Annotated in this window: 25 protein-coding genes and 1 tRNA gene; 19 read left to right on the forward strand and 7 right to left on the reverse strand. The window is 29.9% G+C overall.

From position 1 onward, the window contains the following. Positions 1-42: 42 nt before the first annotated feature. Entirely contained in the window at positions 43-411 is a 369-nt protein-coding gene (locus CAMP5121_RS02325) for a hypothetical protein (RefSeq protein WP_257928187.1), read from the forward strand. 2 nt (positions 412-413) lie between these two features. On the opposite strand, the gene CAMP5121_RS02330 is transcribed toward CAMP5121_RS02325, so the two are convergent. Next, positions 414-1271 carry a DMT family transporter gene (locus CAMP5121_RS02330; protein WP_337214685.1) on the reverse strand — a complete coding sequence of 286 codons (858 nt, stop codon included), beginning with the start codon at positions 1269-1271 and terminating at the stop codon, positions 414-416. A gap of 84 nt (positions 1272-1355) precedes the next feature. Here CAMP5121_RS02330 and murA point away from each other — a divergent pair, with 84 nt between their 5' ends. After that, the gene (gene murA, locus CAMP5121_RS02335; protein ID WP_039618249.1) at positions 1356-2612 is read left to right on the forward strand and encodes a UDP-N-acetylglucosamine 1-carboxyvinyltransferase; all 1257 of its coding nucleotides are present in this window, start codon (positions 1356-1358) and stop codon (positions 2610-2612) included. Continuing rightward, positions 2609-3769, forward strand: a complete 1161-nt coding sequence (locus tag CAMP5121_RS02340) for a molybdopterin molybdotransferase MoeA (RefSeq protein WP_337214686.1) — start codon at positions 2609-2611, stop codon at positions 3767-3769. The genes murA and CAMP5121_RS02340 overlap by 4 nt, the downstream gene beginning before the upstream one ends. Before the next feature lie 30 nt (positions 3770-3799). Here the strand turns inward: CAMP5121_RS02340 and CAMP5121_RS02345 are convergent, their stop codons facing one another. Then, the gene (locus CAMP5121_RS02345; RefSeq protein WP_039668370.1) at positions 3800-4096 is read right to left on the reverse strand and encodes an invasion antigen C; all 297 of its coding nucleotides are present in this window, start codon (positions 4094-4096) and stop codon (positions 3800-3802) included. A gap of 109 nt (positions 4097-4205) precedes the next feature. Here CAMP5121_RS02345 and CAMP5121_RS02350 point away from each other — a divergent pair. The 9 genes from CAMP5121_RS02350 to CAMP5121_RS02390 all read left to right on the forward strand — a co-directional run bounded on the left by CAMP5121_RS02350 (position 4206) and on the right by CAMP5121_RS02390 (position 11324). Further along, positions 4206-4280: transfer RNA gene (locus tag CAMP5121_RS02350), tRNA-Gly, on the forward strand. Positions 4281-4351: 71 nt separating this feature from the next. Next, positions 4352-5020: a flagellar basal body P-ring formation chaperone FlgA gene (gene flgA, locus CAMP5121_RS02355; protein WP_263708371.1), complete on the forward strand. Its 669-nt coding sequence runs from the start codon at positions 4352-4354 to the stop codon at positions 5018-5020. After that, on the forward strand, positions 5017-5595 hold the full coding sequence (locus tag CAMP5121_RS02360; RefSeq protein WP_263663328.1) for a UbiX family flavin prenyltransferase: 579 nt from the start codon (positions 5017-5019) through the stop codon (positions 5593-5595). Before flgA ends, CAMP5121_RS02360 begins: the two co-directional genes overlap by 4 nt. Continuing rightward, positions 5595-6074: a pantetheine-phosphate adenylyltransferase gene (coaD, locus tag CAMP5121_RS02365; protein ID WP_337214687.1), complete on the forward strand. Its 480-nt coding sequence runs from the start codon at positions 5595-5597 to the stop codon at positions 6072-6074. Before CAMP5121_RS02360 ends, coaD begins: the two co-directional genes overlap by 1 nt. Next, positions 6065-6649 carry a dTMP kinase gene (gene tmk, locus CAMP5121_RS02370; RefSeq protein WP_337214688.1) on the forward strand — a complete coding sequence of 195 codons (585 nt, stop codon included), beginning with the start codon at positions 6065-6067 and terminating at the stop codon, positions 6647-6649. Before coaD ends, tmk begins: the two co-directional genes overlap by 10 nt. Further along, positions 6642-7868 (forward strand): histidine--tRNA ligase, encoded by a 1227-nt coding sequence (gene hisS / locus CAMP5121_RS02375; protein ID WP_337214689.1) that lies wholly within the window; start codon positions 6642-6644, stop codon positions 7866-7868. The genes tmk and hisS overlap by 8 nt, the downstream gene beginning before the upstream one ends. Then, on the forward strand, positions 7865-9694 hold the full coding sequence (gene speA, locus CAMP5121_RS02380; RefSeq protein ID WP_337214690.1) for a biosynthetic arginine decarboxylase: 1830 nt from the start codon (positions 7865-7867) through the stop codon (positions 9692-9694). Before hisS ends, speA begins: the two co-directional genes overlap by 4 nt. Beyond that, a complete protein-coding gene (cysE, locus tag CAMP5121_RS02385) occupies positions 9691-10296 on the forward strand; it encodes a serine O-acetyltransferase (protein WP_337214691.1) in 606 nt (201 codons plus the stop codon). Before speA ends, cysE begins: the two co-directional genes overlap by 4 nt. After that, positions 10293-11324 (forward strand): UDP-N-acetylglucosamine--N-acetylmuramyl-(pentapeptide) pyrophosphoryl-undecaprenol N-acetylglucosamine transferase, encoded by a 1032-nt coding sequence (locus CAMP5121_RS02390; RefSeq protein WP_337214692.1) that lies wholly within the window; start codon positions 10293-10295, stop codon positions 11322-11324. Before cysE ends, CAMP5121_RS02390 begins: the two co-directional genes overlap by 4 nt. On the opposite strand, the gene CAMP5121_RS02395 is transcribed toward CAMP5121_RS02390, so the two are convergent. The 5 genes from CAMP5121_RS02395 to CAMP5121_RS02415 are packed head-to-tail and all read right to left on the reverse strand — an operon-like array spanning position 11317 to position 14558. Then, positions 11317-11934: a YggS family pyridoxal phosphate-dependent enzyme gene (locus tag CAMP5121_RS02395; protein ID WP_337214693.1), complete on the reverse strand. Its 618-nt coding sequence runs from the start codon at positions 11932-11934 to the stop codon at positions 11317-11319. The two genes, CAMP5121_RS02390 and CAMP5121_RS02395, sit on opposite strands and share 8 nt — an antisense overlap. Before the next feature lie 6 nt (positions 11935-11940). Next, on the reverse strand, positions 11941-13188 hold the full coding sequence (locus CAMP5121_RS02400; protein ID WP_337214694.1) for an RNA polymerase factor sigma-54: 1248 nt from the start codon (positions 13186-13188) through the stop codon (positions 11941-11943). Beyond that, a complete protein-coding gene (lptB, locus tag CAMP5121_RS02405; protein WP_337214695.1) occupies positions 13188-13913 on the reverse strand; it encodes an LPS export ABC transporter ATP-binding protein in 726 nt (241 codons plus the stop codon). The genes CAMP5121_RS02400 and lptB overlap by 1 nt, the downstream gene beginning before the upstream one ends. After that, positions 13906-14313 (reverse strand): tRNA (adenosine(37)-N6)-threonylcarbamoyltransferase complex ATPase subunit type 1 TsaE, encoded by a 408-nt coding sequence (tsaE, locus tag CAMP5121_RS02410; RefSeq protein ID WP_263667872.1) that lies wholly within the window; start codon positions 14311-14313, stop codon positions 13906-13908. Before tsaE ends, lptB begins: the two co-directional genes overlap by 8 nt. Beyond that, the gene (locus CAMP5121_RS02415; RefSeq protein ID WP_039618276.1) at positions 14310-14558 is read right to left on the reverse strand and encodes an RNA-binding S4 domain-containing protein; all 249 of its coding nucleotides are present in this window, start codon (positions 14556-14558) and stop codon (positions 14310-14312) included. Before CAMP5121_RS02415 ends, tsaE begins: the two co-directional genes overlap by 4 nt. A 113-nt stretch (positions 14559-14671) precedes the next feature. On the opposite strand from CAMP5121_RS02415, the gene CAMP5121_RS02420 reads away from it, so the two are divergent. From CAMP5121_RS02420 to CAMP5121_RS02450, 7 genes are read left to right on the forward strand one after another with little or no spacing between them, the layout of a single operon-like run. Beyond that, positions 14672-15892, forward strand: a complete 1221-nt coding sequence (locus CAMP5121_RS02420) for an argininosuccinate synthase (RefSeq protein WP_337214696.1) — start codon at positions 14672-14674, stop codon at positions 15890-15892. 12 nt (positions 15893-15904) lie between these two features. Next, a complete protein-coding gene (gene rplI / locus CAMP5121_RS02425; protein ID WP_114640308.1) occupies positions 15905-16348 on the forward strand; it encodes a 50S ribosomal protein L9 in 444 nt (147 codons plus the stop codon). Continuing rightward, positions 16348-16890, forward strand: coding sequence for an ATP-dependent protease subunit HslV (hslV, locus tag CAMP5121_RS02430; protein ID WP_039618282.1), 543 nt, complete (start codon positions 16348-16350; stop codon positions 16888-16890). Before rplI ends, hslV begins: the two co-directional genes overlap by 1 nt. Further along, positions 16887-18206, forward strand: a complete 1320-nt coding sequence (gene hslU / locus CAMP5121_RS02435) for an ATP-dependent protease ATPase subunit HslU (protein WP_039618284.1) — start codon at positions 16887-16889, stop codon at positions 18204-18206. The genes hslV and hslU overlap by 4 nt, the downstream gene beginning before the upstream one ends. Next, complete coding sequence (era, locus tag CAMP5121_RS02440) at positions 18203-19075, forward strand: GTPase Era (RefSeq protein WP_263725125.1); 873 nt, start codon at positions 18203-18205, stop codon at positions 19073-19075. Before hslU ends, era begins: the two co-directional genes overlap by 4 nt. Next, a complete protein-coding gene (locus CAMP5121_RS02445) occupies positions 19065-20075 on the forward strand; it encodes a hypothetical protein (protein ID WP_337214697.1) in 1011 nt (336 codons plus the stop codon). The genes era and CAMP5121_RS02445 overlap by 11 nt, the downstream gene beginning before the upstream one ends. Then, complete coding sequence (locus CAMP5121_RS02450; protein ID WP_337214698.1) at positions 20038-20577, forward strand: hypothetical protein; 540 nt, start codon at positions 20038-20040, stop codon at positions 20575-20577. Before CAMP5121_RS02445 ends, CAMP5121_RS02450 begins: the two co-directional genes overlap by 38 nt. Positions 20578-20596 lie beyond the last annotated feature (19 nt).

A 20596-nucleotide genomic window follows, 5' to 3' on the forward strand; every position in this document is an offset into this window, starting at 1 on the left:
TTTATAAAAAAATCCGATATATCCTTAAAGAAAGGATATATCATGCAAATAAATGATTATGCTAGTAAAATTAATCCTTATATTTTAAACACTCAAAAAGAAGAAAAAGAAAGTAAAGAGAATAAGAATTTTATAGAATTTAAGTTTACACAAGGTGTGAAAGAGCTTGAAAAAAGTGTTAAAGATAATCAAAATAACAGTGAATCTGAAGATCAATTAAGCAAGCTTTATAGTGAGTTAGCTAAGATACAAGCTAAAATTGCAGAATTAAATGCAAAATTACAATCAAGTCAAGATCCGCAAAAAGCTCAAATGATTAATTCTCAAATTCAAAGTTTAAATGCACAAATGCAAAGTATATATGGCCAAATCATGCAAATACTTTCTCAAGCTATGCAAAGTATGCAATGATTTTAATGTTTTTTAGCATTTAAAAACACACTAAGAATGATCAGAGCAAAAGCAAAAAGATCAATCACACTATAAATAGTTCCTAAAAATAAAAAACTCATAAAAGCAGCAGCCACAGGTTCTATACAAGCTATCATACTAGCTTTAAAAGCTCCTATTAATTCAACCCCTTTTAAATATAAACAAAAAGCCCCTATTGTGCCTATAAATACAATCGCGCTTATAGCCAAAAAGGAATTTAAAGAAAAATCATGTTTTGGGATATTTCCTTGTAATAATACAAAAAGCAAAAAAGAAGCAAATAAACTAGCCAAACCCATGATTAAAAATAAGCCATATTTTGCTATGATAAGCCTAGCACTCAAAGAATAAAATGCCACTCCAAGAGCTCCAAAAAAATCCCAAATAACACCTCTTATATCAAGTTTTAAGTTGTTAATATCTCCATTTGTTATAAGTAAAAATAAGGCAAAAAGTATTAAAAATAAAGCGATTAGTTCTATTTTTTTAGGTAAAATTTTATTTTTAAAACACATAAAAAGCATTATGATTAATGGTGCGTTGTATTGTATCATCGTGGCGGTTCCTGCATCGGTATAATAAATAGCCTTAAAATAACCATATTGAGTTATCAATAAACCAAAGATAGAAAAAATCAAAAGAGAGCTAAGTTCTTGTTTTTGCTTTAGTAGTTTTAATTTGAAATTTTTTGCACCCAAAATTATTAAAATAATGCCGGTAAAAAGCAAACGATAAAAACTCACCCATTCAGCAGAATAATGATTTTTAAACAAATACTCAGTCAAAACCCCACTTATAGCCCAAAATATCCCACCAAGTATGACTAGAAAAACTCCCAAAAAACACCTTTAATCTTATTAATTTATATAATATTTGTAGTAAAATATTATTATATCATTATGTATATATTTTAAGGAAAATTAATGACTTATTTAGAGATTGATGGTGTTGAAAAATTAAATGGAGAAGTGATAATAAGCGGTGCAAAAAATGCAGCACTTCCTTTGATAGCTTCAAGTATTTTAGCTAAAAATGAAGTTCAAATTTCAAATTTACCAAATGTAGCAGATATTTGCACCCTACTTTCTTTGCTTGAAAATTTAGGAGCAAATTATACTTTTAAAGACAATTTTGCAAAAATAAATACAAAACATTTAAATAAAACTATAGCAAAATATGACATCGTGCGTAAAATGCGTGCTTCTATACTTACCTTAGGGCCTTTACTAGCTAGATTTGGAAATTGCGAAGTTTCTTTACCTGGAGGTTGTGCTATAGGCCAACGCCCTATTGATTTACACCTTTTAGCTTTAGAAAAAATGGGAGCTAATATTGAGATTAAACAAGGTTATGTGGTAGCTAGTGGAGAGCTTAAGGGTGCTGATGTGATGTTTGATAAAATCACTGTTACAGGTAGTGAAAATATCATCATGGCAGCAGCTCTAGCTCATGGTAAAACTAGACTTTTAAATGTTGCTAAAGAGCCTGAAGTAGTGCAACTTTGTGAGGTTTTAGCTAGAGCTGGGCTTGATATACAAGGCATAGGATCTTCTGAGCTTGAAATTTATGGCACAAGTGGAGAGCTTTTAGAATTTAAACCTTTTGAAATCATTCCTGATCGTATTGAAGCAGGAACTTATCTGTGTGCAGGGGCTATCACTAACTCAAAAATCACTCTAAAAAAAGTCAATGCAAGCCATCTTAGCGCAGTTTTGGCAAAGCTAGAGCAAATGGGTTTTAGCTTTGATATTAATGAAGATAGTATTAGTATAAATCCTGCTAAAGAAATCAAACCAGTTGAAATTTTAACTAGCGAATATCCAGGTTTTCCAACGGATATGCAAGCACAATTTATGGCTTTAGCTTTAAAAGCAAATGGTACAAGTATTATTGATGAGAGATTATTTGAAAATCGTTTTATGCATGTAAGTGAGCTTTTAAGAATGGGAGCTGATATAAGATTAAACGGGCATATTGCTACTATAAATGGCACTAAAGAGCTTTTGGGAGCTGATGTTATGGCTACTGATTTGCGCGCATCTTCTGCTTTGATTTTAGCGGCTTTAGCAGCTAAAGGAACTAGTAAAATTCATAGAATTTATCATCTTGATAGAGGGTATGAAAATTTAGAAGAAAAATTTAAAAAACTAGGTGCAAGTATAAGAAGGCTAGAAGAATGAGAGATATTTTTACAACTTTAGATTTTTTAAAAGAACAAATCAAAGCAAAAAATGAATTTCAAAGAGTAAATTTGACGCAAGCTTTGGGGTGTATTTTATATGAAGATGTTTTTGTGAAAAAAAACCTACCTGCTTTTGATAATTCCGCCCTAGATGGTTATGCATTAAATTATACACATAAAAATGAATTGCTAGAAATAAAAGGAAGCATTTTAGCAGGCGATAAAAATGATTATATTATAGAAAAAAATGAATGCTATAAGATTATGACAGGAGCTAAAATTCCTCAAAATGCAAATACCATTTTGATGTTTGAAGAAGCTTTGCTTGAAGATGAAAAGCTCAATGCTAAAAATGCTAAAGAAAACAATGCTATCCGTTTTAAAGGCGAGGAAGCAAAGCTTGGAGAGCTTTTGTTTAAAAAGGGGCAAAAAATCACTTCAGGTATGGTAGCTATGCTTGCTGCTCAAGGAATTTATGAGTTAAATGTCGTTAAAAAATTGCGTGTTGGGATTTTTTCAAGTGGAGATGAGCTTGTAGAACCTTGGGAAAATGCTGATGAATACAGCATATATAATGCAAATGCTTTTGGAATTTATGCTATTTTGCAAGATTATGCTGATGTTGAGTATTTAGGGCTTATAAAAGATGATTTAAATGCATATAAAAAGCTTTTAAAAAATAAAGAATTTGATATGCTTATAAGCAGTGGTGGGGCTAGCGTGGGTGAGGCTGATTTTATCAAACAAGCTTTGCTTGAGTGTGATTTTAGCCCTATTTTTGAAAAAATCAATGCTAAACTTTGTAAGCATGTAAAACTTTTTAGCAAAAGCAATATGCTTTTTCTAGCTCTACCAGGAAATCCTTTAGCTTCTTTAGTTTCAACGCATATTTTTGCAAAAAATATACTCAATTTACTTTATGGTAAAGAACTTTTGGAATTTGATAAAGCAAGATTGACTAAAGATTTAAATTTCAAAGGCCAAAGAAATGATTTTGCTTTTGGAAAATTAGTCGATGGGTATTTTAAACCAAGTGAAGCTAAATTTGGCTCAGGTATGCTAAAACCTTTATGTGAAAACACGCATATTTTAATCACGCAAATTGATGATACAAAATTAGCAAAAGATCAAGAAGTTAAAGTTTTAAAAATTTAATAGGGTATTACACTACCCTATTTTGAATGATTAACTTCTTGCTTTATCTAAGGTTTTAAAAAGATTATTTAAGATATTTTCTTCATTTTTTTGGTATTTGCTTTGGCGTAATTTCTCCCAAGCATATACGCTATAATCTTTAGAAATCGAACCTATATTTAAATCTGTATTACTAAAAGCATTGTTGCTATCTTTTTTATACTCTTTTTCTTCTTTGTCTTTAAGTGCATTAAGTGTAGCTTGAAATTCATCTGAAGATGTGTTTTTTTCTTTGATTTTTGTCATATTATTTAGGGCTAGCGGACTATTTTTATCATTTACTTGCATAAGAACTCCTTTTTTAAAATTTAATAACTATAAGCAAAAAACATTCCTTAATTTTAAAAACTTGACAATAAAATAAAGTTTTGATAAAATCACACTCTACTTTCAAAATGCGGGAATAGCTCAGGGGTAGAGCACAACCTTGCCAAGGTTGGGGTCGCGAGTTCGAATCTCGTTTCCCGCTCCACTTCTTTTAACTAAAATCAAACTTTTTTAATGTATTATACGATTAATATATTTTTATAAAAGGTCGCTGTATTGTTTTTTAAGCAAATCATTCTAGTTTTATTTTTCTATACTTTGAGTTTTGCTTCAAATTTTGATGAAGTAAAATTAGCTTTGATTAAAGAATTTAAGACAAATTATCCGCAACTAGAAATCATTTCTTTAGATCTTAATACTCAATCAAGTTTGCCTGCTGATTTTAATCAATATATTTTTTTAAAGCTGGGTAATCATAATTTTGATAGAGCAGATGGTTTTATAAAGGCTGAATTTAAAACTCCAGAGCAGTTTAAAAAAAATATATTTTTTAAGTATTTTTTAAAGGCAAAATTAGAAGTTTTACAAACCACACGCCCTATTGCGCGCAATGAAAATTTAAGTCCTGCTAGTTTTAAAATTTTAAAAATTCCTTTTGATAAAGCTCCTCAAGGTGTATTAAAAAAAGATGAAATCGCAAATTTAATAGCCAAAAGCAATATAAGAGAAAATATGATTTTAAAATATAATATGTTTAAAACCAAAACCCTTATACAAAGAAATGATTCTGTTTATGGGGTTATCAAAGATGGGGATTTAAGCATGATAATAGAATTAAAAGCCTTGCAAAGCGGGAATTTAAACCAAAGAATTCGCCTTAAAAATAAAGATGGAAAAGTCGTGCATGGTAAAGTCATTAGTAAAAATTATGTGGAGCTAAAATGAGAAAAATTTTAGTAGGTATTAGCGGGGCTAGTTCTTGTGAACTTGGTTTTTTATTGTTAAAACATTTAAAAGAAAAAGGGCAAATTTATGCCATTATAAGTAAAAATGCAAAAATAAGCTTTACAAAAGAAAATTCTCTTTTAGAAAATATAGACTTTTTGCAACACATAAAAGATAAATTTGAGCTTGAACATGTAAATTTTTTAGATAATGAAGATATTAGTCAATGCGTTGCAAGCGGATCTTTTGGTATAGAAACGACTTTTATCACACCTTGCTCGATTAATACTTTGGCAAAAATTGCTTGTGGTATAAATGATACTTTACTTACAAGAGCTGCAGGAGTGGCTTTAAAAGAACGTAAAAAACTCATACTTGGGGTAAGAGAAATGCCCTATTCTACTTTAAATTTAGAACAAATGGCTAAACTTTCTAGCTACGGAGTTATCATCGCTCCTCCTGTAATGGCAAGTTATGCTAAGATTGATAATTTGGAAAAATTATATGAATTTATCATAGGAAAATGGCTTGATCTAGCAAATATTGAGCATAATTTATACCAAAGGTGGCAATGATGGCTAGTTGTATATACCCAGGGACATTTGATCCTATCACTAATGGACATTTAGATGTGATCATTCGAGCTAGTAAGATGTTTGAAGAAGTAGTTGTTGCCATAGCTAAAAGTGAGAGTAAAAAGCCTATGTTTAGCTTAGAGCATAGAGAAAAAATGGTAAAAATTGCCACAAAAGACTTAAAAAATGTTAAAATTGCAACTTTTGATAACTTACTAGTAGATCTTGCTAAAAATTTGCAAATAAATATCATTATAAGAGGCTTAAGAGCGGTGAGTGATTTTGAGTATGAATTACAACTTGGTTATGCAAATCACATGCTTTGGGAAGATTTTGAAACTTTATATCTTATGCCAAATTTAAAAAATTCTTTTATTTCAAGCTCCATAGTAAGATCAATTTGTATGCATAATGGCGATGTGAGTAAGCTTGTGCCAAAAGAAATTATACCTTTATTAAAGGAGAGAGATTGTATATAGCTTTTGAAGGGGTTGATTGTGTGGGTAAAAGCACGCAAATAGAGCTTTTGAAAAAATATTTTCATAATGCATTTTTTACTAAAGAACCAGGTGGAAGTGAGCTTGGGGTGCATTTGAGAAAAATTTTATTAGAAAGTAAAATGCAATTTTCTAAAAAGGCTGAGCTTTTGCTTTTTTTAGCAGATAGAGCAAATTTAATCGACATGCATTTAGCGCAAAATAAAAGTAAACTTATCATTTCAGATCGTAGTTTTATCTCTAATATGGCTTATGCAAGATGTGATTTTGATCAAAATATTTTATTTGAGTTAAATTCTTTTGCCACAGGTGGACTTTTTCCACAAAAGGTTGTATTTTTGCATGGTTCTAAAGAGCTTATTGAGCAAAGACTTTCTAAAAAAGATCTAGATAGTATTGAAAAAAGAGGGATTGAGTATTTTTTAAATATACAAAAAGCTTTAGAAGAAACTTTAGAGTTTTTAAAAACTAAAATAGATATAAAAATTTTAAAATTAGATGCTTCTTTGAGTATTGAAAATTTACATGAAAAGATTAAGGAATTTATAGATGATTAATGCTTTAAAAGGAATGAAAGATTTACAAGATGATCAAGCTGCTCTTTATGAAAAAGTAGTAAAAACTTGTGAAGAAGTAGCTAAAAACTATGGTTTTACTTTTATTAATTGTCCGCATTTAGAACTTACTAGGCTTTTTAAAAGAAGCGTTGGGGAAAGCTCTGATATAGTTGGCAAGGAAATGTATGAATTTGTTGATAAAGCAGGCAATGATGTGTGTTTGAGGCCTGAAGGGACAGCTGGAGTGGTAAGATCATACATAGAAGCTAAAATGGATAAGGCTCAAAGTGTTAAAAGATGGTTTTATCATGGCTCTATGTTTCGCTATGAAAGACCACAAAAAGGAAGATTGCGTGAATTTCATCAATTTGGAGTAGAAAGCTTTGGTATAGCAAGTGTGTATGAGGATGCGAGTATTATTTTAATGTTAAATGAAATTTTTAAACGCTTAGAAATTCACACAAGTTTGAAAATTAATTCTTTAGGCTGTAAAGAATGTATGGGTGTATATAAAGAAAAACTCATAGCTTTTTTAAATTCTAAAGAAGGTTTTTGCGAAGATTGCTTAAGAAGAAAAGACTTAAATCCTATTAGAGTGCTTGATTGTAAAAATGATCATTGTCAAAGTTTAATCGAAAATGCGCCAAAACTAAGTGAAAATTTATGCTCATGTTGCAAGAAAGATTATGAAAAATTACAAAAACTTTTAAAAGAAAATGAAGTTGAGTTTGAATGTGATGAGAAATTAGTACGCGGGCTTGATTATTATTCTAAAAGTGCATTTGAGTTTGTTAGCGATGAAATCGGTGCAAAGGCTGCTGTGGCAGGTGGTGGAAGGTATGATAGATTGATTGAATACTTAGATGGTAAAAGTGGCTATGGCGTGGGTTTTGCTATGGGTATAGAAAGGATTATGGCTATTTTAGAGCAAAAACAAAGTGTAAAATCAAGAGAAGGAATTTATCTTTGTGCTATGGATGAAGCTTATATAGATACTATTTTTAAATTAGCAAATACTTTAAGAAAAAAACATAAAGTGCATTTAAGTTATGAAGCAAAAAAACTTGCAAAGCATTTAAACCAAGCAGATAATGCTAATGCTAAAATCTTTTTGTGTATAGGTGAAGATGAAATGCAAAAAGAAGAGATTTTTTATAAAAATTTAGATAGTAAAGAAAATAAAAATATAAAATTAGCAAATTTGGAGAATGAGTTATGATTGATTATGGTATTAATATTTGGGGTGCGAATAATTTTATCATCGAAAATGGCAAAGTATGTGTAAATCATGGTAAAAAACCTGCCATTATAGATATAGTAAATACTTTGCGTGATGATGGCTATAAGGGGCCATTATTGCTTCGTTTTCCCCATTTAATCCATAAGCAAATTGAGCAAATTTATAATAAATTTGCCAAAGCAAAAAAAGAATTTAACTATAAAGGTTCTTTTAATGCTGTGTATCCTTTAAAAGTCAATCAATATCCAGGTTTTGTAAAAAATTTAGTTAATCTAGGTAAAGAATATAACTATGGCTTAGAGGCAGGAAGTAAGGCTGAGCTTTTACTAGCTATGGCTTATAATAATGAAGGCGCTCCTATAACAGTTAATGGCTTTAAAGATAAAGAACTCATAAATATGGGCTTTATAGCGTGTGAAATGGGTCATAATATCACTTTAACTATGGAAGGGCTTAATGAGCTTGAAGCGATGATTGAAATTGCTAAAAATCGTTTTAAGCCAAAGCCAAATATAGGCTTAAGGGTGCGTTTGCATTCAGCTGGAGTAGGAATTTGGGCAAAAAGTGGTGGTATAAATTCAAAATTTGGTTTAACATCTACTGAGCTTATTGAAGCAGTAAATCTTTTAAAAGCCAATAAGCTTTTAGATCAATTTACTATGATACATTTTCATTTAGGCTCACAAATTACTGAAATTCATCCTTTAAAAAAAGCTCTAAATGAAGCGGGTAATATCTACACTGAGCTTAGAAAAATGGGGGCAAAAAATTTAAAAGCTATTAATCTTGGTGGAGGCTTAGCAGTGGAATACTCTCAGTTTAAAAATGAAACAAGTAGAAATTACACCTTAAGTGAGTATGCAAACGATGTTGTGTTTATTTTAAAAAGCATAGCAGAACAAAAAAAAGATTTAGAGCCTGATATTTTTATAGAAAGTGGGCGTTTTGTAGCAGCTAATCATGCTGTTTTAGTAGCGCCTGTTTTAGAGCTTTTTTCTCAAGAATACACAGAAAGCAAGCTTTTATTAAAAGATAAAAACCCAAAACTTATTGATGAACTTTATGATTTGTATAAAAACATTAAAGCTTCTAATGCGCTTGAGTATTTACATGATAGCATTGATCATATGGAGAGTATTTTAACCTTGTTTGATTTGGGTTATGTGGATTTACAAGATCGCTCTAATAGTGAAATTTTAGTGCATTTGATTATGAGAAAAGCTATTTCTTTGGTGGGTGATCAAGCTGATTTATCGAGTTTGCAAAATGAAGTACAAGAAAAATATTTAGTGAATTTTTCAGTATTTCAGTCTTTACCTGATTTTTGGGGCTTGGAGCAAAATTTCCCTATCATGCCACTTGATAGACTTAATAAAAAACCTACAAGAAGCGCAAGTATATGGGATATAACTTGTGATAGCGATGGAGAAATTTCTTATTCTAAAGATAATCCTTTGTTTTTACATGATATTGATGTAGAAGCTGAAGATTATTTTTTAGGATTTTTCTTAGTGGGAGCTTATCAAGAAGTCCTTGGTATGAAGCATAATCTTTTTACACATCCAACCGAAGCTTGTATAAGTATTAATGAAAAGGGTTTTGAAATAGAAAGTGTACTAGAGGCTCAATCTATTTTAGATACCTTAGAAGATCTTGACTATGATATTCATGCAATTATGGATAATATTAATGAAAAAATTTATGCTTCAAAACTTGTTAATGAAAATCAAAAAAAGCATATTTTGGGTGAAATTTATTTATTTTTAAATGATAATGGATATTTAAAAAGCATAGGTTCTAAATGAGTATTTTTAAACTAATCAAAGAAGATTTTTCTATGCCAAAGCAAAAAGATCCTGCATATAGATCTTGCGTGGAATTAGTTTTTAACTATCCTGGTGTTTGGGCTGTGGTAAATTATCGCTTTGCGCATTTTTTTTACCAAAAAGGTTTTAAAAAAATAGCAAGGATTATTAGTGGAATTTCTCAGTTTTTAACAGGGGTTGATTTGCATCCTGGAGCAACGCTAGGTAGAAGGATATTTATAGATCATGCAAGTGGGGTTGTGATTGGTGAGACTTCTATTATAGGTGATGATGTTTTGATTTATCAAGGTGTTACTTTGGGCGGAACGAGTTTAGATAAAAATACCAAAAGACACCCTACTATAGAAGATGGCGTGATCATAGGTTCTGGTGCTAAAATTTTAGGTAATATTATCATAGGTAAAAACGCCAAAATAGGCTCAAATGCAGTTGTATTAAAAGATGTTGGGCCAAATTTAACAGCTATTGGCATACCTGCTTATATTAAAGAACATGGTAAGATTGGTTATGAAGAAAAAATCGCTAAATTAGAAGCAAGACTTGCTATTTTGGAAGAAAAGCTAAATAAAGAGGATAAATGATAGCAATTACAGGTGGAGGCACAGGAGGACATTTAGCTATAGCTAGATGTTTATTGTATAGTGCGAAAAAACAAGGCTTAGAGTGTATTTACATAGGAAGTGAAAATGGCCAAGATAGACTTTGGTTTGAAAATGAAAATGGTTTTTATAAAAAATACTTTCTAAGTTCCCAAGGCGTTGTTAATAAAAAAGGTTTGGCTAAGGTTCAATCGTTTTTGCATATTATAAAACTTGCAAGAAAAACAAAACAAATTTTAAAAGAACATAATATTAAAGTAGTTTTTAGTGTGGGTGGATATAGCAGTGCTCCAGGCGCTTTTGGTGCTTTAATGGCAAATATCCCACTTTTAATCCATGAGCAAAATTCAAAAATGGGAAGTTTAAATTCACTTTTAAAGCCTTTTTCTAAAGCTTTTTTTACTGCTTTTGATGATCAAATTAATAAAGCAAATACTTTCTTTTGTCCTTATCCTATTAGTGAAATTTTTTCACAAAAAGCAAGAGTGAGAAAAGAATTAAAAAATATTATTTTTCTTGGTGGATCTCAAGGGGCTAAATTTATAAACGATCTTGCCTTAGAAAATGCTTTATACTTTAAAGAAAAAGATATAAATATCATTCACCAATGTGGTAAGAATGATTATGAAAGATGTAAAAAAGCTTATGAGGATTTAAATGTCAATGCAGAGCTTTTTGACTTTGATAAAAACATTATAGATAAAATTTCTAAAGCAGATTTAGCCATATCAAGATCAGGTGCAAGTAGTCTTTTTGAGCTTAGTGCAAATTTACTTCCTTGTATTTTTATTCCTTATCCATATGCGGCTAAAAATCATCAGTATTTTAATGCATTGTATTTAAAAGAGCGTAATTTATGTGAAATTTTAACCCAAGAAGAAAAACATCAATTTTTAAATTTGGTAGAAAATTTCTCACTAGAAGAAAAATCTTTAGCCTTGCAAGAGTTAAAAAGTGAAAATGGTGCAGATTTTATGATAGAAAAAGCAAAACAAATGGGGTTTATTTAAATAAAATACTCCCCAAACGCACCATATTTGAACCACATTTTATAGCTAGTGCAAAATCCCCACTCATACCCATAGAGCAAATTTTTGCCCCGTGTTTTTGTAAATTTTCATAGATTTTAAAAGTTTGCTCAAAACTTTCTTGAACTTTTTCCTCATCCATAGAACCTATACACATAATACCCATAAGGTTTAAATTTTTACACTCTTCTTGTATTTGCAAATACTCTTCTATGGCCTTATTTTGCTCTATGCCACTTTTAGAACTTTCATTAGCAGTATTTATTTCTAATAAAGTATCTAATTTATAATCAAGTCTTTTATCTACAGCTTTGGCGATTTTTAAGCCATTGCAAGATTGCCAAAGTAATGGGTTTTGTTTGATTAAAAGATTGATTTTATTACTTTGAAGATTACCTATAAAATGCCACTTGATTTCTAAGTCTTGAAGTTTTTCTTTTTTTAAAGCTAAAGCTTGGACTTGATTTTCTCCAAACTCTACAACACCTTGCTTAAAAAGCTCTCGAATTTGTTCATCTTGAACATACTTGCTAGCTGCTACTAAACGTACATTTTGTTTTATGGTTTTTTCAAAAATACTTTCTAAATTCATCTTTTCCTACATTAATTCATATAATTTTTTACGCTCGCTTGAGCTTCCTATGCCAAGTTGCATACGATATTTAGTGATTGTCCTACGCCCTAGTTGTACACTTGGGAATTCTTTTTGAGTGAGTTCAAGAATTTTTAAATCACTCAAAGGTTTTTTAGGATTTTCTTTTTTAATTAAATTACTAAGAAAATCTTTAATAGTTGCATTAGAAGTTTCACCATCATCAACTGCGGTGGTAAAGAAAGACTTTAAGGGTATTAAACCTCTATCACAACTTAAGTATTTATTTGCAATTGCCCTTGAGATGGTAGAAGCATTTCTTTCAAGATCTTGTGCTAAGTCTTTAAGCTGCATAGGTTTAATATCTCCGCCCATGAAAAAATCATATTGATATTCTATAATCATAAGCCCTAGTTTATAAAGGGTAGCTTTACGCATAGCTAATGCATCGATTAAATTTTTAGCATCTTTTAAATAAGCACTTAAAAACTCATGATCTAAGCCATCTGCTTCAAAAGCAATTTCAGGGTAATAATCATCATTGATTTTAATTTTAATTTCACCATTTTCTTGATAAATAAATATATCAGGAATGATTTCCATACTCTCTTCAAAATACTCTAAAAAAGGCGGAATAGAGATTTTTTTAATTATCGCTATAGCCTTTTTATACAAAGGATCTTTGATAAAATCTTTTGCATTTTCTAAATTTAAAATTAGCATTTTGCAAAACTCATAAAGCTCATCATCTAAGTCAAAATGCTCTAATGCAAAAACAAAAGCTTCTTGATTGTCTTTTGCCCCTACTCCAACGGGATCAAGGTATTTAAATCTTTGCCTGATTTTTTCTACTTCTAAAGGATCAAATTCACCTAAAATTTCCTCATCATATTCAAAATAACCTTCATGATTTAAACATTCTATGATTTTTTCAGCAATGGTTTGGGATTTTTTAGTAGGAAAAAATGGTGGTATGATTTGCTCGCTTAAAAGTTCATACACATTTTTTACTTCCAAGCTTTTTGCGTCAATCATTTGCGTGGTAGTATTTTTACTAAAATATTCTTGATAATACTTGTTTTGATTGTTTGTAATACTTGAGTTTTCTTTGATCTCTATAAAAGGATTTTCTTTAGCAAATTCATCTAAGCTTTCTTTTAGATCTTCAATGTTAGCTTGCAATATAGGAAGCCAAGATCTTAAGGTTTGTGATAGTTTTGCTTTTTGCGTTATAGAGGTTTTTTGTTTAAGCATTATTCAAGTCTAAACTCACTTCCAAGATAGTATTTTTTAACATCTTCATTATGCGCAATTTCATTAGCATTGCCACTAGCTAGCAACCTTCCACTTCTAATTACATAAGCTCTATCGCAAATTACTAGAGTTTCTCTTACATTATGATCGGTGATTAAAACACCTATATTCATAGCTTTTAAGTCATTAATCAAGCTTTGAATTTCACTCACTGCGATAGGATCAACCCCAGCAAATGGTTCATCAAGAAGTAAAAATTTAGGATCACACATAAGCGATCTTGCGATTTCACAACGCCTTCTTTCACCCCCACTTAAACTCATACCTTTTCTATGTCTAATAGGCTCTATGCTAAGTAATTCTAACATTTGCTCTATCTTTTGTTCTAATAAATTTTTATCCTTATATATTACTTGGGCGGCTAAAAGTAAATTTTCTTCTACGCTTAAGTCTTTAAAAACACTACTTTCTTGAGGTAAATACCCAATGCCAAGCTTTGCTCTTTTATTAAGTGGTTCTTTTGTGATATCTTGTGAGTCTAAAAACACCTGTCCACTTGTTGGCAAAATAAGCCCACATATCATATAAAAACTCGTAGTTTTTCCTGCTCCATTAGGCCCTAAAAGCCCTACAACTTCCCCACTTTGTACTTCTAGTGAAACATCGTGTATGATTTTAGTTTTTTTAATGATTTTTTCTAAATTTCTAGCTTCTAGCTTACTCATGTATTATATACTTTCTTTTATTTTCATAAGGAATGATTTGTAAAATTATATTAAAAATTTGATATTTATCTAAGTATTTTTTTAATTTTTCATCACCCCACTCTACCAAATGTAAACCCTCTTCAAAAAAATTTTCAATCAAGCCATTTTTTAAAAGTCCATCAAAACCTTCTTGATAAATATCATAATGATACATTTTACCTTGTTGAAAATTATATGCTTGCATGATAGAAAATGTAGGAGAATTAAGCGTTTTTTCTACTCCAAGAAATTGAGCATAATTTTGCACCAAAGTAGTTTTACCGCTTGCTAAATCCCCTTGAAGTAAAATAACTCCATTTTTAGGTAAAATTTCACAAAGCTTATAAAGCTCATTTTGACTTAAAATCATTTCTTTCATTGAATTTTTACCACATATTTTTCTTGCATAGCTTTTGGTATGCTTTTGGTTGTTGGTATATCTAAGACTTTATAGATATTGGTATATTCTATAAATTTAATGCTTATTTCATCGCCAATTTTTACTTCTTTACTAGCTTTAACCACTTGATTGTTTATACTTACTACGCCACTTTTGCACATATCCTCTGAGATAGCACGACGCTTAGTAATATTAACTACATTTAAAAACTTATCTATTCTCATAAAAATATTTTATCAAAAAATACAAGAAAATGTTATAAAATGTCTAAATATTTTACATTATATTAAGCTAAATTCGTTAAATTTTAAAATTATTTTTACAAAGAGGAAAGACAATGAAAAAAGATATCAAAAAAGTGGTTTTAGCATATTCTGGTGGACTTGATACAAGTATAATTTTAAAATGGTTACAAGATGAGTATAAATGTGAAGTGGTAACTTTCACAGCAGATATTGGACAAGGTGAAGAGCTTGAGCCTGCTAGAAAAAAAGCACTTTCTTTGGGTGTAAAAGAAGAAAATATTTTTATTCAAGATTTAAAAGATGAATTTGTAAAAGATTATGTATTTCCTATGTTTAGAGCAAATGCTATTTACGAGGGAGAATATTTACTAGGTACAAGTATAGCAAGACCTTTGATAGCAAAAGCTTTAGTAGAAATAGCAAATAAAACAAAAGCAGATGCTATTAGCCATGGTGCAACAGGCAAAGGAAATGATCAAGTGCGTTTTGAATTAGGCGCTTTGGCGCTAAATCCAAATTTAGCCATTATTGCTCCTTGGAGAGAATGGGATTTAAATAGCCGTGAAAAACTCTTAGCTTATGCACAAAAACATGGTATTGATATAGCTAAAAAGCCAGGTAAGTCACCTTATTCTATGGATGCAAATTTATTGCATATTTCTTATGAGGGTTTAGTGCTTGAAGATCCTGCGGCTAAACCTGAAGCAGATATGTGGCGTTGGGTGAAAGATTTAAAAGAAACTCCAAATGAAAGCGAAGTGATAGAGCTTGAGTTTAGTAAAGGTGATTTGTGTGCTATTAATGGAGAAAAAATGACTCCTGCGCAGCTTTTAGCAAAACTTAACGAGCTTGGTGCAAAACATGGTATAGGTCGTCTTGATATTGTCGAAAATCGCTATGTGGGTATGAAAAGTAGAGGTTGCTATGAAACTCCAGGTGGAAGCATACTTTTAAAAGCACACCGAGCTATTGAAAGTATCACACTTGATAGAGAAGCAGCACATTTAAAAGATGAATTAATGCCAAAATATGCAAGTTTAATTTACAATGGCTATTGGTTCTCACCTGAAAGATTAATGCTTCAAGCCTTAATTGATGAGTCACAAAAATACGTTAATGGTAAAGTTAAACTTGAATTATACAAAGGTAATGTAATGGTAATAGGCAGAGACAGTGCGAATGATAGTTTATTTAGCGAGGCTTATTGTACTTTTGAAGAAGATGCTGTGTATGATCAAAAAGATGCAGCAGGTTTTATAAGATTAAATGCTTTAAGATTTATCATTGCAGGTAAAAATGGAAGAAAATTTTAGAAAAGGAAAACAATGAAAGTATTATTGATTAAAGATGTAAAAAGCTTAGGAAAAGCAGGGGAAGTTAAAGAAGTAAAAGATGGATATGGACAAAATTTTTTAATTGCTAAAGGTTTTGCTAAGGCTGCTACACATGAAGTTTTAAAACAATATGAAGCAGAGCAAAAGAAAAAGGCAGAAAATTTAAGATTTGAGCTTGCAAATTTGGAAAAATTAAAAGAGGAATTATCTAAAATCACTATTTGCATAGCTAAGCCTGTAGGAGCTAATGGAAGCTTGTTTGGTGGGGTTACTAAAGATGAAATCGCTCATGCACTAAAAGAGCAAAAAGGCATAGAGCTTGATAAAAAAAGCTTAGAATGTGATACTATAAAAGAGCTTGGTGTGCATGAAATTTCAGCAAAATTAGGCCATGCGATTCATGCTGTATTTAAGCTAGAAGTTAAAGGAGAATAATGTTTCACGCAACTACAATTTTAGCTTATAAAGGTAAAAATAAGTCTGTAATTGGCGGAGATGGACAAGTAAGTTTTGGAAATACTGTTTTAAAAAATAATGCAGTTAAAATTAGAAAATTAAACAATGGAAAAGTATTAGCAGGCTTTGCAGGAAGCACTGCTGATGCTTTTAATCTTTTTGATATGTTTGAAAAACTACTTTCTAGTTCTAAGGGTGATTTATTAAAGGCTGCAATAGATTTTTCAAAAGAATGGCGTAAGGATAAATACCTAAGAAAACTTGAAGCAATGATGTTAGTATTAGATAGAAATCATATATTTTTACTTTCAGGAACTGGAGATGTAGTAGAGCCTGAAGATGGCGCTATAGCAGCTATTGGTAGTGGGGGTAATTATGCACTTTCTGCTGCAAGAGCTTTAGCTAAACACTCAAGTTTAGATGAAGAGGAATTAGTCAAAGAAAGCTTGCAAATAGCTGGTGAAATTTGCATTTATACTAATACAAATATTAAAACTTATGTAATTGAGGATGATAAATGAATTTAACTCCAAAAGAGATTGTGAAATTTTTAGATGATTATGTAATTGGACAAAAAAATGCTAAAAAAATCATAGCAATTGCTTTAAGAAATCGTTATAGAAGAATGCAGCTTAGTCCTGAACTTCAAGATGATATCATGCCAAAAAATATTTTAATGATAGGATCAACTGGAGTTGGTAAAACAGAGATTGCAAGACGCCTTGCTAAGATGATGGGACTTCCTTTTGTAAAAGTTGAAGCAAGTAAATATACTGAAGTTGGTTTTGTTGGGCGTGATGTAGAAAGCATGGTTAGAGATTTAGCTAATGCTGCTTTAAATTTAGTAAAAAATGAAGAAAAAGAAAAAAACAAAGAAAAGATTAATGAATTTATAGAAAATAAGATTTTAGAAAAACTTTTACCGCCTTTACCAAAGGGTGTTAGTGAAGAAAAACAAGAAGAATATCAAAATTCTTTAGAAAAAATGCGCGTGAAATTAAAAGCTGGTGATTTAGATGATAGCACAATAGAAGTTGAAATTTCACAAAGTGTGTTTGATACTAATCCAAATTTACCACCTGAAATGGGTGCTATGCAAGATATAGTAAAAGTTATTGGTGTGGGTAATAAAAAAGTTAAAAAAGAAATGAAGGTAAAAGATGCAAGAATAGCTCTAGCTCAAGAAGCAAGTGAGAAAATTCTTGATATGGAAAGTATTAAAGGCGAGGCTTTAAGAAGAGCAGAAAACGAAGGGATTATTTTTATCGATGAGATAGATAAAGTAGCAGTTTCAAGCTCCAATTCAAACCGCCAAGATCCAAGCAAAGAAGGGGTGCAAAGAGATTTGCTTCCTATAGTTGAAGGTAGTACTATACAAACTAAATTTGGACCTTTAAAAACTGATCATATTTTATTTATCGCTGCAGGTGCTTTTCATCTAAGTAAGCCAAGTGATTTAATCCCTGAACTTCAAGGGCGTTTTCCTTTAAGAGTTGAGCTTGATTCATTAGATGAGGATGCTTTATATGCTATTTTAACAAGACCTAAAAATTCATTACTAACACAATACATTGAGCTTTTAAAAACTGAAAATGTAGAGCTTGTTTTTGAAGATGAGGCTATTAGAGAAATAGCAAAAATAGCAAGCAAGGCTAATGAAGAAATGCAAGATATTGGTGCAAGACGTTTACATACAGTAGTGGAAAAACTTTTAGAAGATATTAGTTTTGAAGCAGATGAATACGCAGGTAAGGTATATAAAATAGATGATTTTAAAGTGCAAGTTAAGCTTGGAGATATCATAGAAAATAAAGATTTAGCTAGGTATATCTTGTGAAAAGTGGCTTTATAAGCATAGTGGGTAGAACTAATGCAGGAAAAAGTTCTATCCTAAATTCTTTATTAGAAGAAAAAGTTGCTATGGTTTCTCATAAGCAAAACGCTACAAGAAGAAAGATTAATGCGATCATAATGCATGAAAATCATCAGCTTATTTTTATAGATACGCCAGGTTTGCATGCAAGCTCTAAGGCTATGAATCAGCTTATGATTGATTTGGCGATTAAAAGCATTGCTGATTGTGATGTGATTTTATTTGTAGCTAGTATTTATGATGATATTAAAGATTATGAAAATTTTTTAAGTTTAAACCCTAAAGTGCCACATATTGTATTAATCAATAAGGTTGATTTAGTAAAAAAAGAAGTTTTGCTTAAAAAATTAAGTGAATATTCTCAGTTTAGCTCACATTTTAGTGCTATTATCCCCTATTCTGCAAAGCAAAAATTTTATAAAAAAATTCTTTTAGATGAGATGGTTAAGTATTTGCCTGAACACCCGTATTATTTTGATCCTGAGTTTATTACTACAACAAACGAAAAGGACATATATAGAGATTTTATCTTAGAAGCTATATATGAAAATTTAAGTGATGAAATTCCTTATAGCACTGAAGTAAAAATAGAAAAAATTAAAGAACTAGAGCAAATTTATTATATCAATGCCACTATCATTACAGATAGCAATTCTCACAAAGGAATGATATTAGGTAAAGATGGTGCTACAATTAAGCGTATAGGTAAAGAAGCTAGAGTGAAAATAGAAAAATTGGCACAAAAAAAGGTAATGCTAAAATTATTCGTTCAACTTGAGAAAAATTGGCACAAAAACGAGCAAAACCTTAAGAAAATACTTTATGATGAGTAAGAAAACTATTCTAAAAGATTTTCTTGCTTATGAAAAGCTTTTATATATTAAATTTGCAAATCCTATTAGCGAAGATGAAATTTTAAAAAAGAGCTTTGAGGAGTTTGGTCTTAAAGATGATTTTTCTTATAAGCTAAAGTATTTTCAAGATAAATCTTTTGCATATGTATTCTTGTGCAAGTATGAAGATATTTTAGATATTGATTATATAATACCAGAACCCCTGCTTTTTGAAGTGTATTTTAAGAACGATGTAAATAGTGAAAATCTTGCATTATTGTTTAAGAAAAAATACATAGTTTTAGTGGAGTATTTAGGATGTGATTTTCAAAATTGTAAAGTTATACCATTAAATGTTTATGATAAAATATATGAAGAAAAATTAAAAAATACTTATAAGCACATTATAAGCATAGATGATACTCAAAATCTTAGTAGTTTTGATAAATTTAATAGTAATATTTTTTATCAAAAATTGTTAAAAAATTGCGATCAAGTCAAGATTAATTTTACCAACAAAGAAAAAATAAATCATTTAAAATCTTTTAGTTTTAAGATTTTATTGGCTTTTGTTTGTGGAGTTTTACTAGCTTTAGCTTATCCTTTGTATTTGTATACACAAAAATCATTTTATGAAAATGAGAAAACAAAATATGAAAATTTAATAAAAAAACAAGATGATATTTTAGAACAGGTAAAAATTAATCAAAAGCAAAATCAAGAGTTTAAAAAACTACAAGAAGAAAATGAGTTAAAGGTTGATTTGTTGCAAAAATTTTATACAAATACACTTTGTTATAAAGATTTTTATAATTTTTTAAAAGTTTTAAATTCTCATCAAGCTTATATAGAGGCTTTGCATGTTAAAAATAATGATTTTATTATAGAGCTTAAAAATGACTATGAATTTTATGAAGATTTTAAAAAGCATCATTTTGTATTAAAAAATAAAGAAGTTAATAATGGAAAAATCACTCTTGTTTTTGAAAAATCTTTATAAAAATTTAGAAAATATCTTTGCTAAGTTATCTGAGCGTGAATTTATATTGTCTTTGATAGTTGTTTTTGTTTTTGGTTTTTTCATGGTTTATATGGGTGTTTTTGACTATTTTGAAAAACAAATGAAGTTGTCAAAAGATGAACTATATAATTTACAAACAAAATACGAGCAAAAACAAGAAGTGATTTCTGATTTAAAAGAAGATGAAAATATATCTTATAATGATCGCTCGTTTTTAAGCATAAATAAAGATTATCAAAGTATCCTAAAGGATATAGAAAAGAATCTTAATGGAATTCAATCTTTGCAAATTCAAAGTTACAAAAGTCAAGATGAATATTTTGCTTATTATGAATTAAGATTAAGTTTTGTTGGCGATTTTATTTTTTTAACGCAGTTTTTGCAAAAATTAGATCCTTATATAAAAGTTAAAAATTTAGAACTTGTAAAATATGAAAATAAATTAAAAATTACATTAAATCTTGTTTTTGCTCTGGTATAAAAATAATTTTTTTGGTAGA

This window comes from Campylobacter sp. 2352 PW (assembly GCF_024723575.1).
Lineage (GTDB): Bacteria > Campylobacterota > Campylobacteria > Campylobacterales > Campylobacteraceae > Campylobacter_D.

Bases quoted from the DNA above. Each gene is read 5' to 3' on its own strand.
- CAMP5121_RS02445 (WP_337214697.1), top strand. From the start codon at position 19,065: ATGATGAGTAAGAAAACTATTCTAAAAGATTTTCTTGCTTATGAAAAG.
- CAMP5121_RS02325 (WP_257928187.1), top strand. From the start codon at position 43: ATGCAAATAAATGATTATGCTAGTAAAATTAATCCTTATATTTTAAAC.
- speA (WP_337214690.1), top strand. From the start codon at position 7,865: ATGATTGATTATGGTATTAATATTTGGGGTGCGAATAATTTTATCATC.
- cysE (WP_337214691.1), top strand. From the start codon at position 9,691: ATGAGTATTTTTAAACTAATCAAAGAAGATTTTTCTATGCCAAAGCAA.
- CAMP5121_RS02450 (WP_337214698.1), top strand. From the start codon at position 20,038: ATGGAAAAATCACTCTTGTTTTTGAAAAATCTTTATAAAAATTTAGAA.
- hslU (WP_039618284.1), top strand. From the start codon at position 16,887: ATGAATTTAACTCCAAAAGAGATTGTGAAATTTTTAGATGATTATGTA.
- tsaE (WP_263667872.1), bottom strand. From the start codon at position 14,313: ATGAAAGAAATGATTTTAAGTCAAAATGAGCTTTATAAGCTTTGTGAA.
- murA (WP_039618249.1), top strand. From the start codon at position 1,356: ATGACTTATTTAGAGATTGATGGTGTTGAAAAATTAAATGGAGAAGTG.
- CAMP5121_RS02345 (WP_039668370.1), bottom strand. From the start codon at position 4,096: ATGCAAGTAAATGATAAAAATAGTCCGCTAGCCCTAAATAATATGACA.
- CAMP5121_RS02360 (WP_263663328.1), top strand. From the start codon at position 5,017: ATGAGAAAAATTTTAGTAGGTATTAGCGGGGCTAGTTCTTGTGAACTT.
- CAMP5121_RS02420 (WP_337214696.1), top strand. From the start codon at position 14,672: ATGAAAAAAGATATCAAAAAAGTGGTTTTAGCATATTCTGGTGGACTT.
- CAMP5121_RS02400 (WP_337214694.1), bottom strand. From the start codon at position 13,188: ATGCTTAAACAAAAAACCTCTATAACGCAAAAAGCAAAACTATCACAA.
- CAMP5121_RS02415 (WP_039618276.1), bottom strand. From the start codon at position 14,558: ATGAGAATAGATAAGTTTTTAAATGTAGTTAATATTACTAAGCGTCGT.
- lptB (WP_337214695.1), bottom strand. From the start codon at position 13,913: ATGAGTAAGCTAGAAGCTAGAAATTTAGAAAAAATCATTAAAAAAACT.
- hisS (WP_337214689.1), top strand. From the start codon at position 6,642: ATGATTAATGCTTTAAAAGGAATGAAAGATTTACAAGATGATCAAGCT.
- CAMP5121_RS02340 (WP_337214686.1), top strand. From the start codon at position 2,609: ATGAGAGATATTTTTACAACTTTAGATTTTTTAAAAGAACAAATCAAA.
- CAMP5121_RS02395 (WP_337214693.1), bottom strand. From the start codon at position 11,934: ATGAATTTAGAAAGTATTTTTGAAAAAACCATAAAACAAAATGTACGT.
- hslV (WP_039618282.1), top strand. From the start codon at position 16,348: ATGTTTCACGCAACTACAATTTTAGCTTATAAAGGTAAAAATAAGTCT.
- rplI (WP_114640308.1), top strand. From the start codon at position 15,905: ATGAAAGTATTATTGATTAAAGATGTAAAAAGCTTAGGAAAAGCAGGG.
- coaD (WP_337214687.1), top strand. From the start codon at position 5,595: ATGGCTAGTTGTATATACCCAGGGACATTTGATCCTATCACTAATGGA.
- CAMP5121_RS02390 (WP_337214692.1), top strand. From the start codon at position 10,293: ATGATAGCAATTACAGGTGGAGGCACAGGAGGACATTTAGCTATAGCT.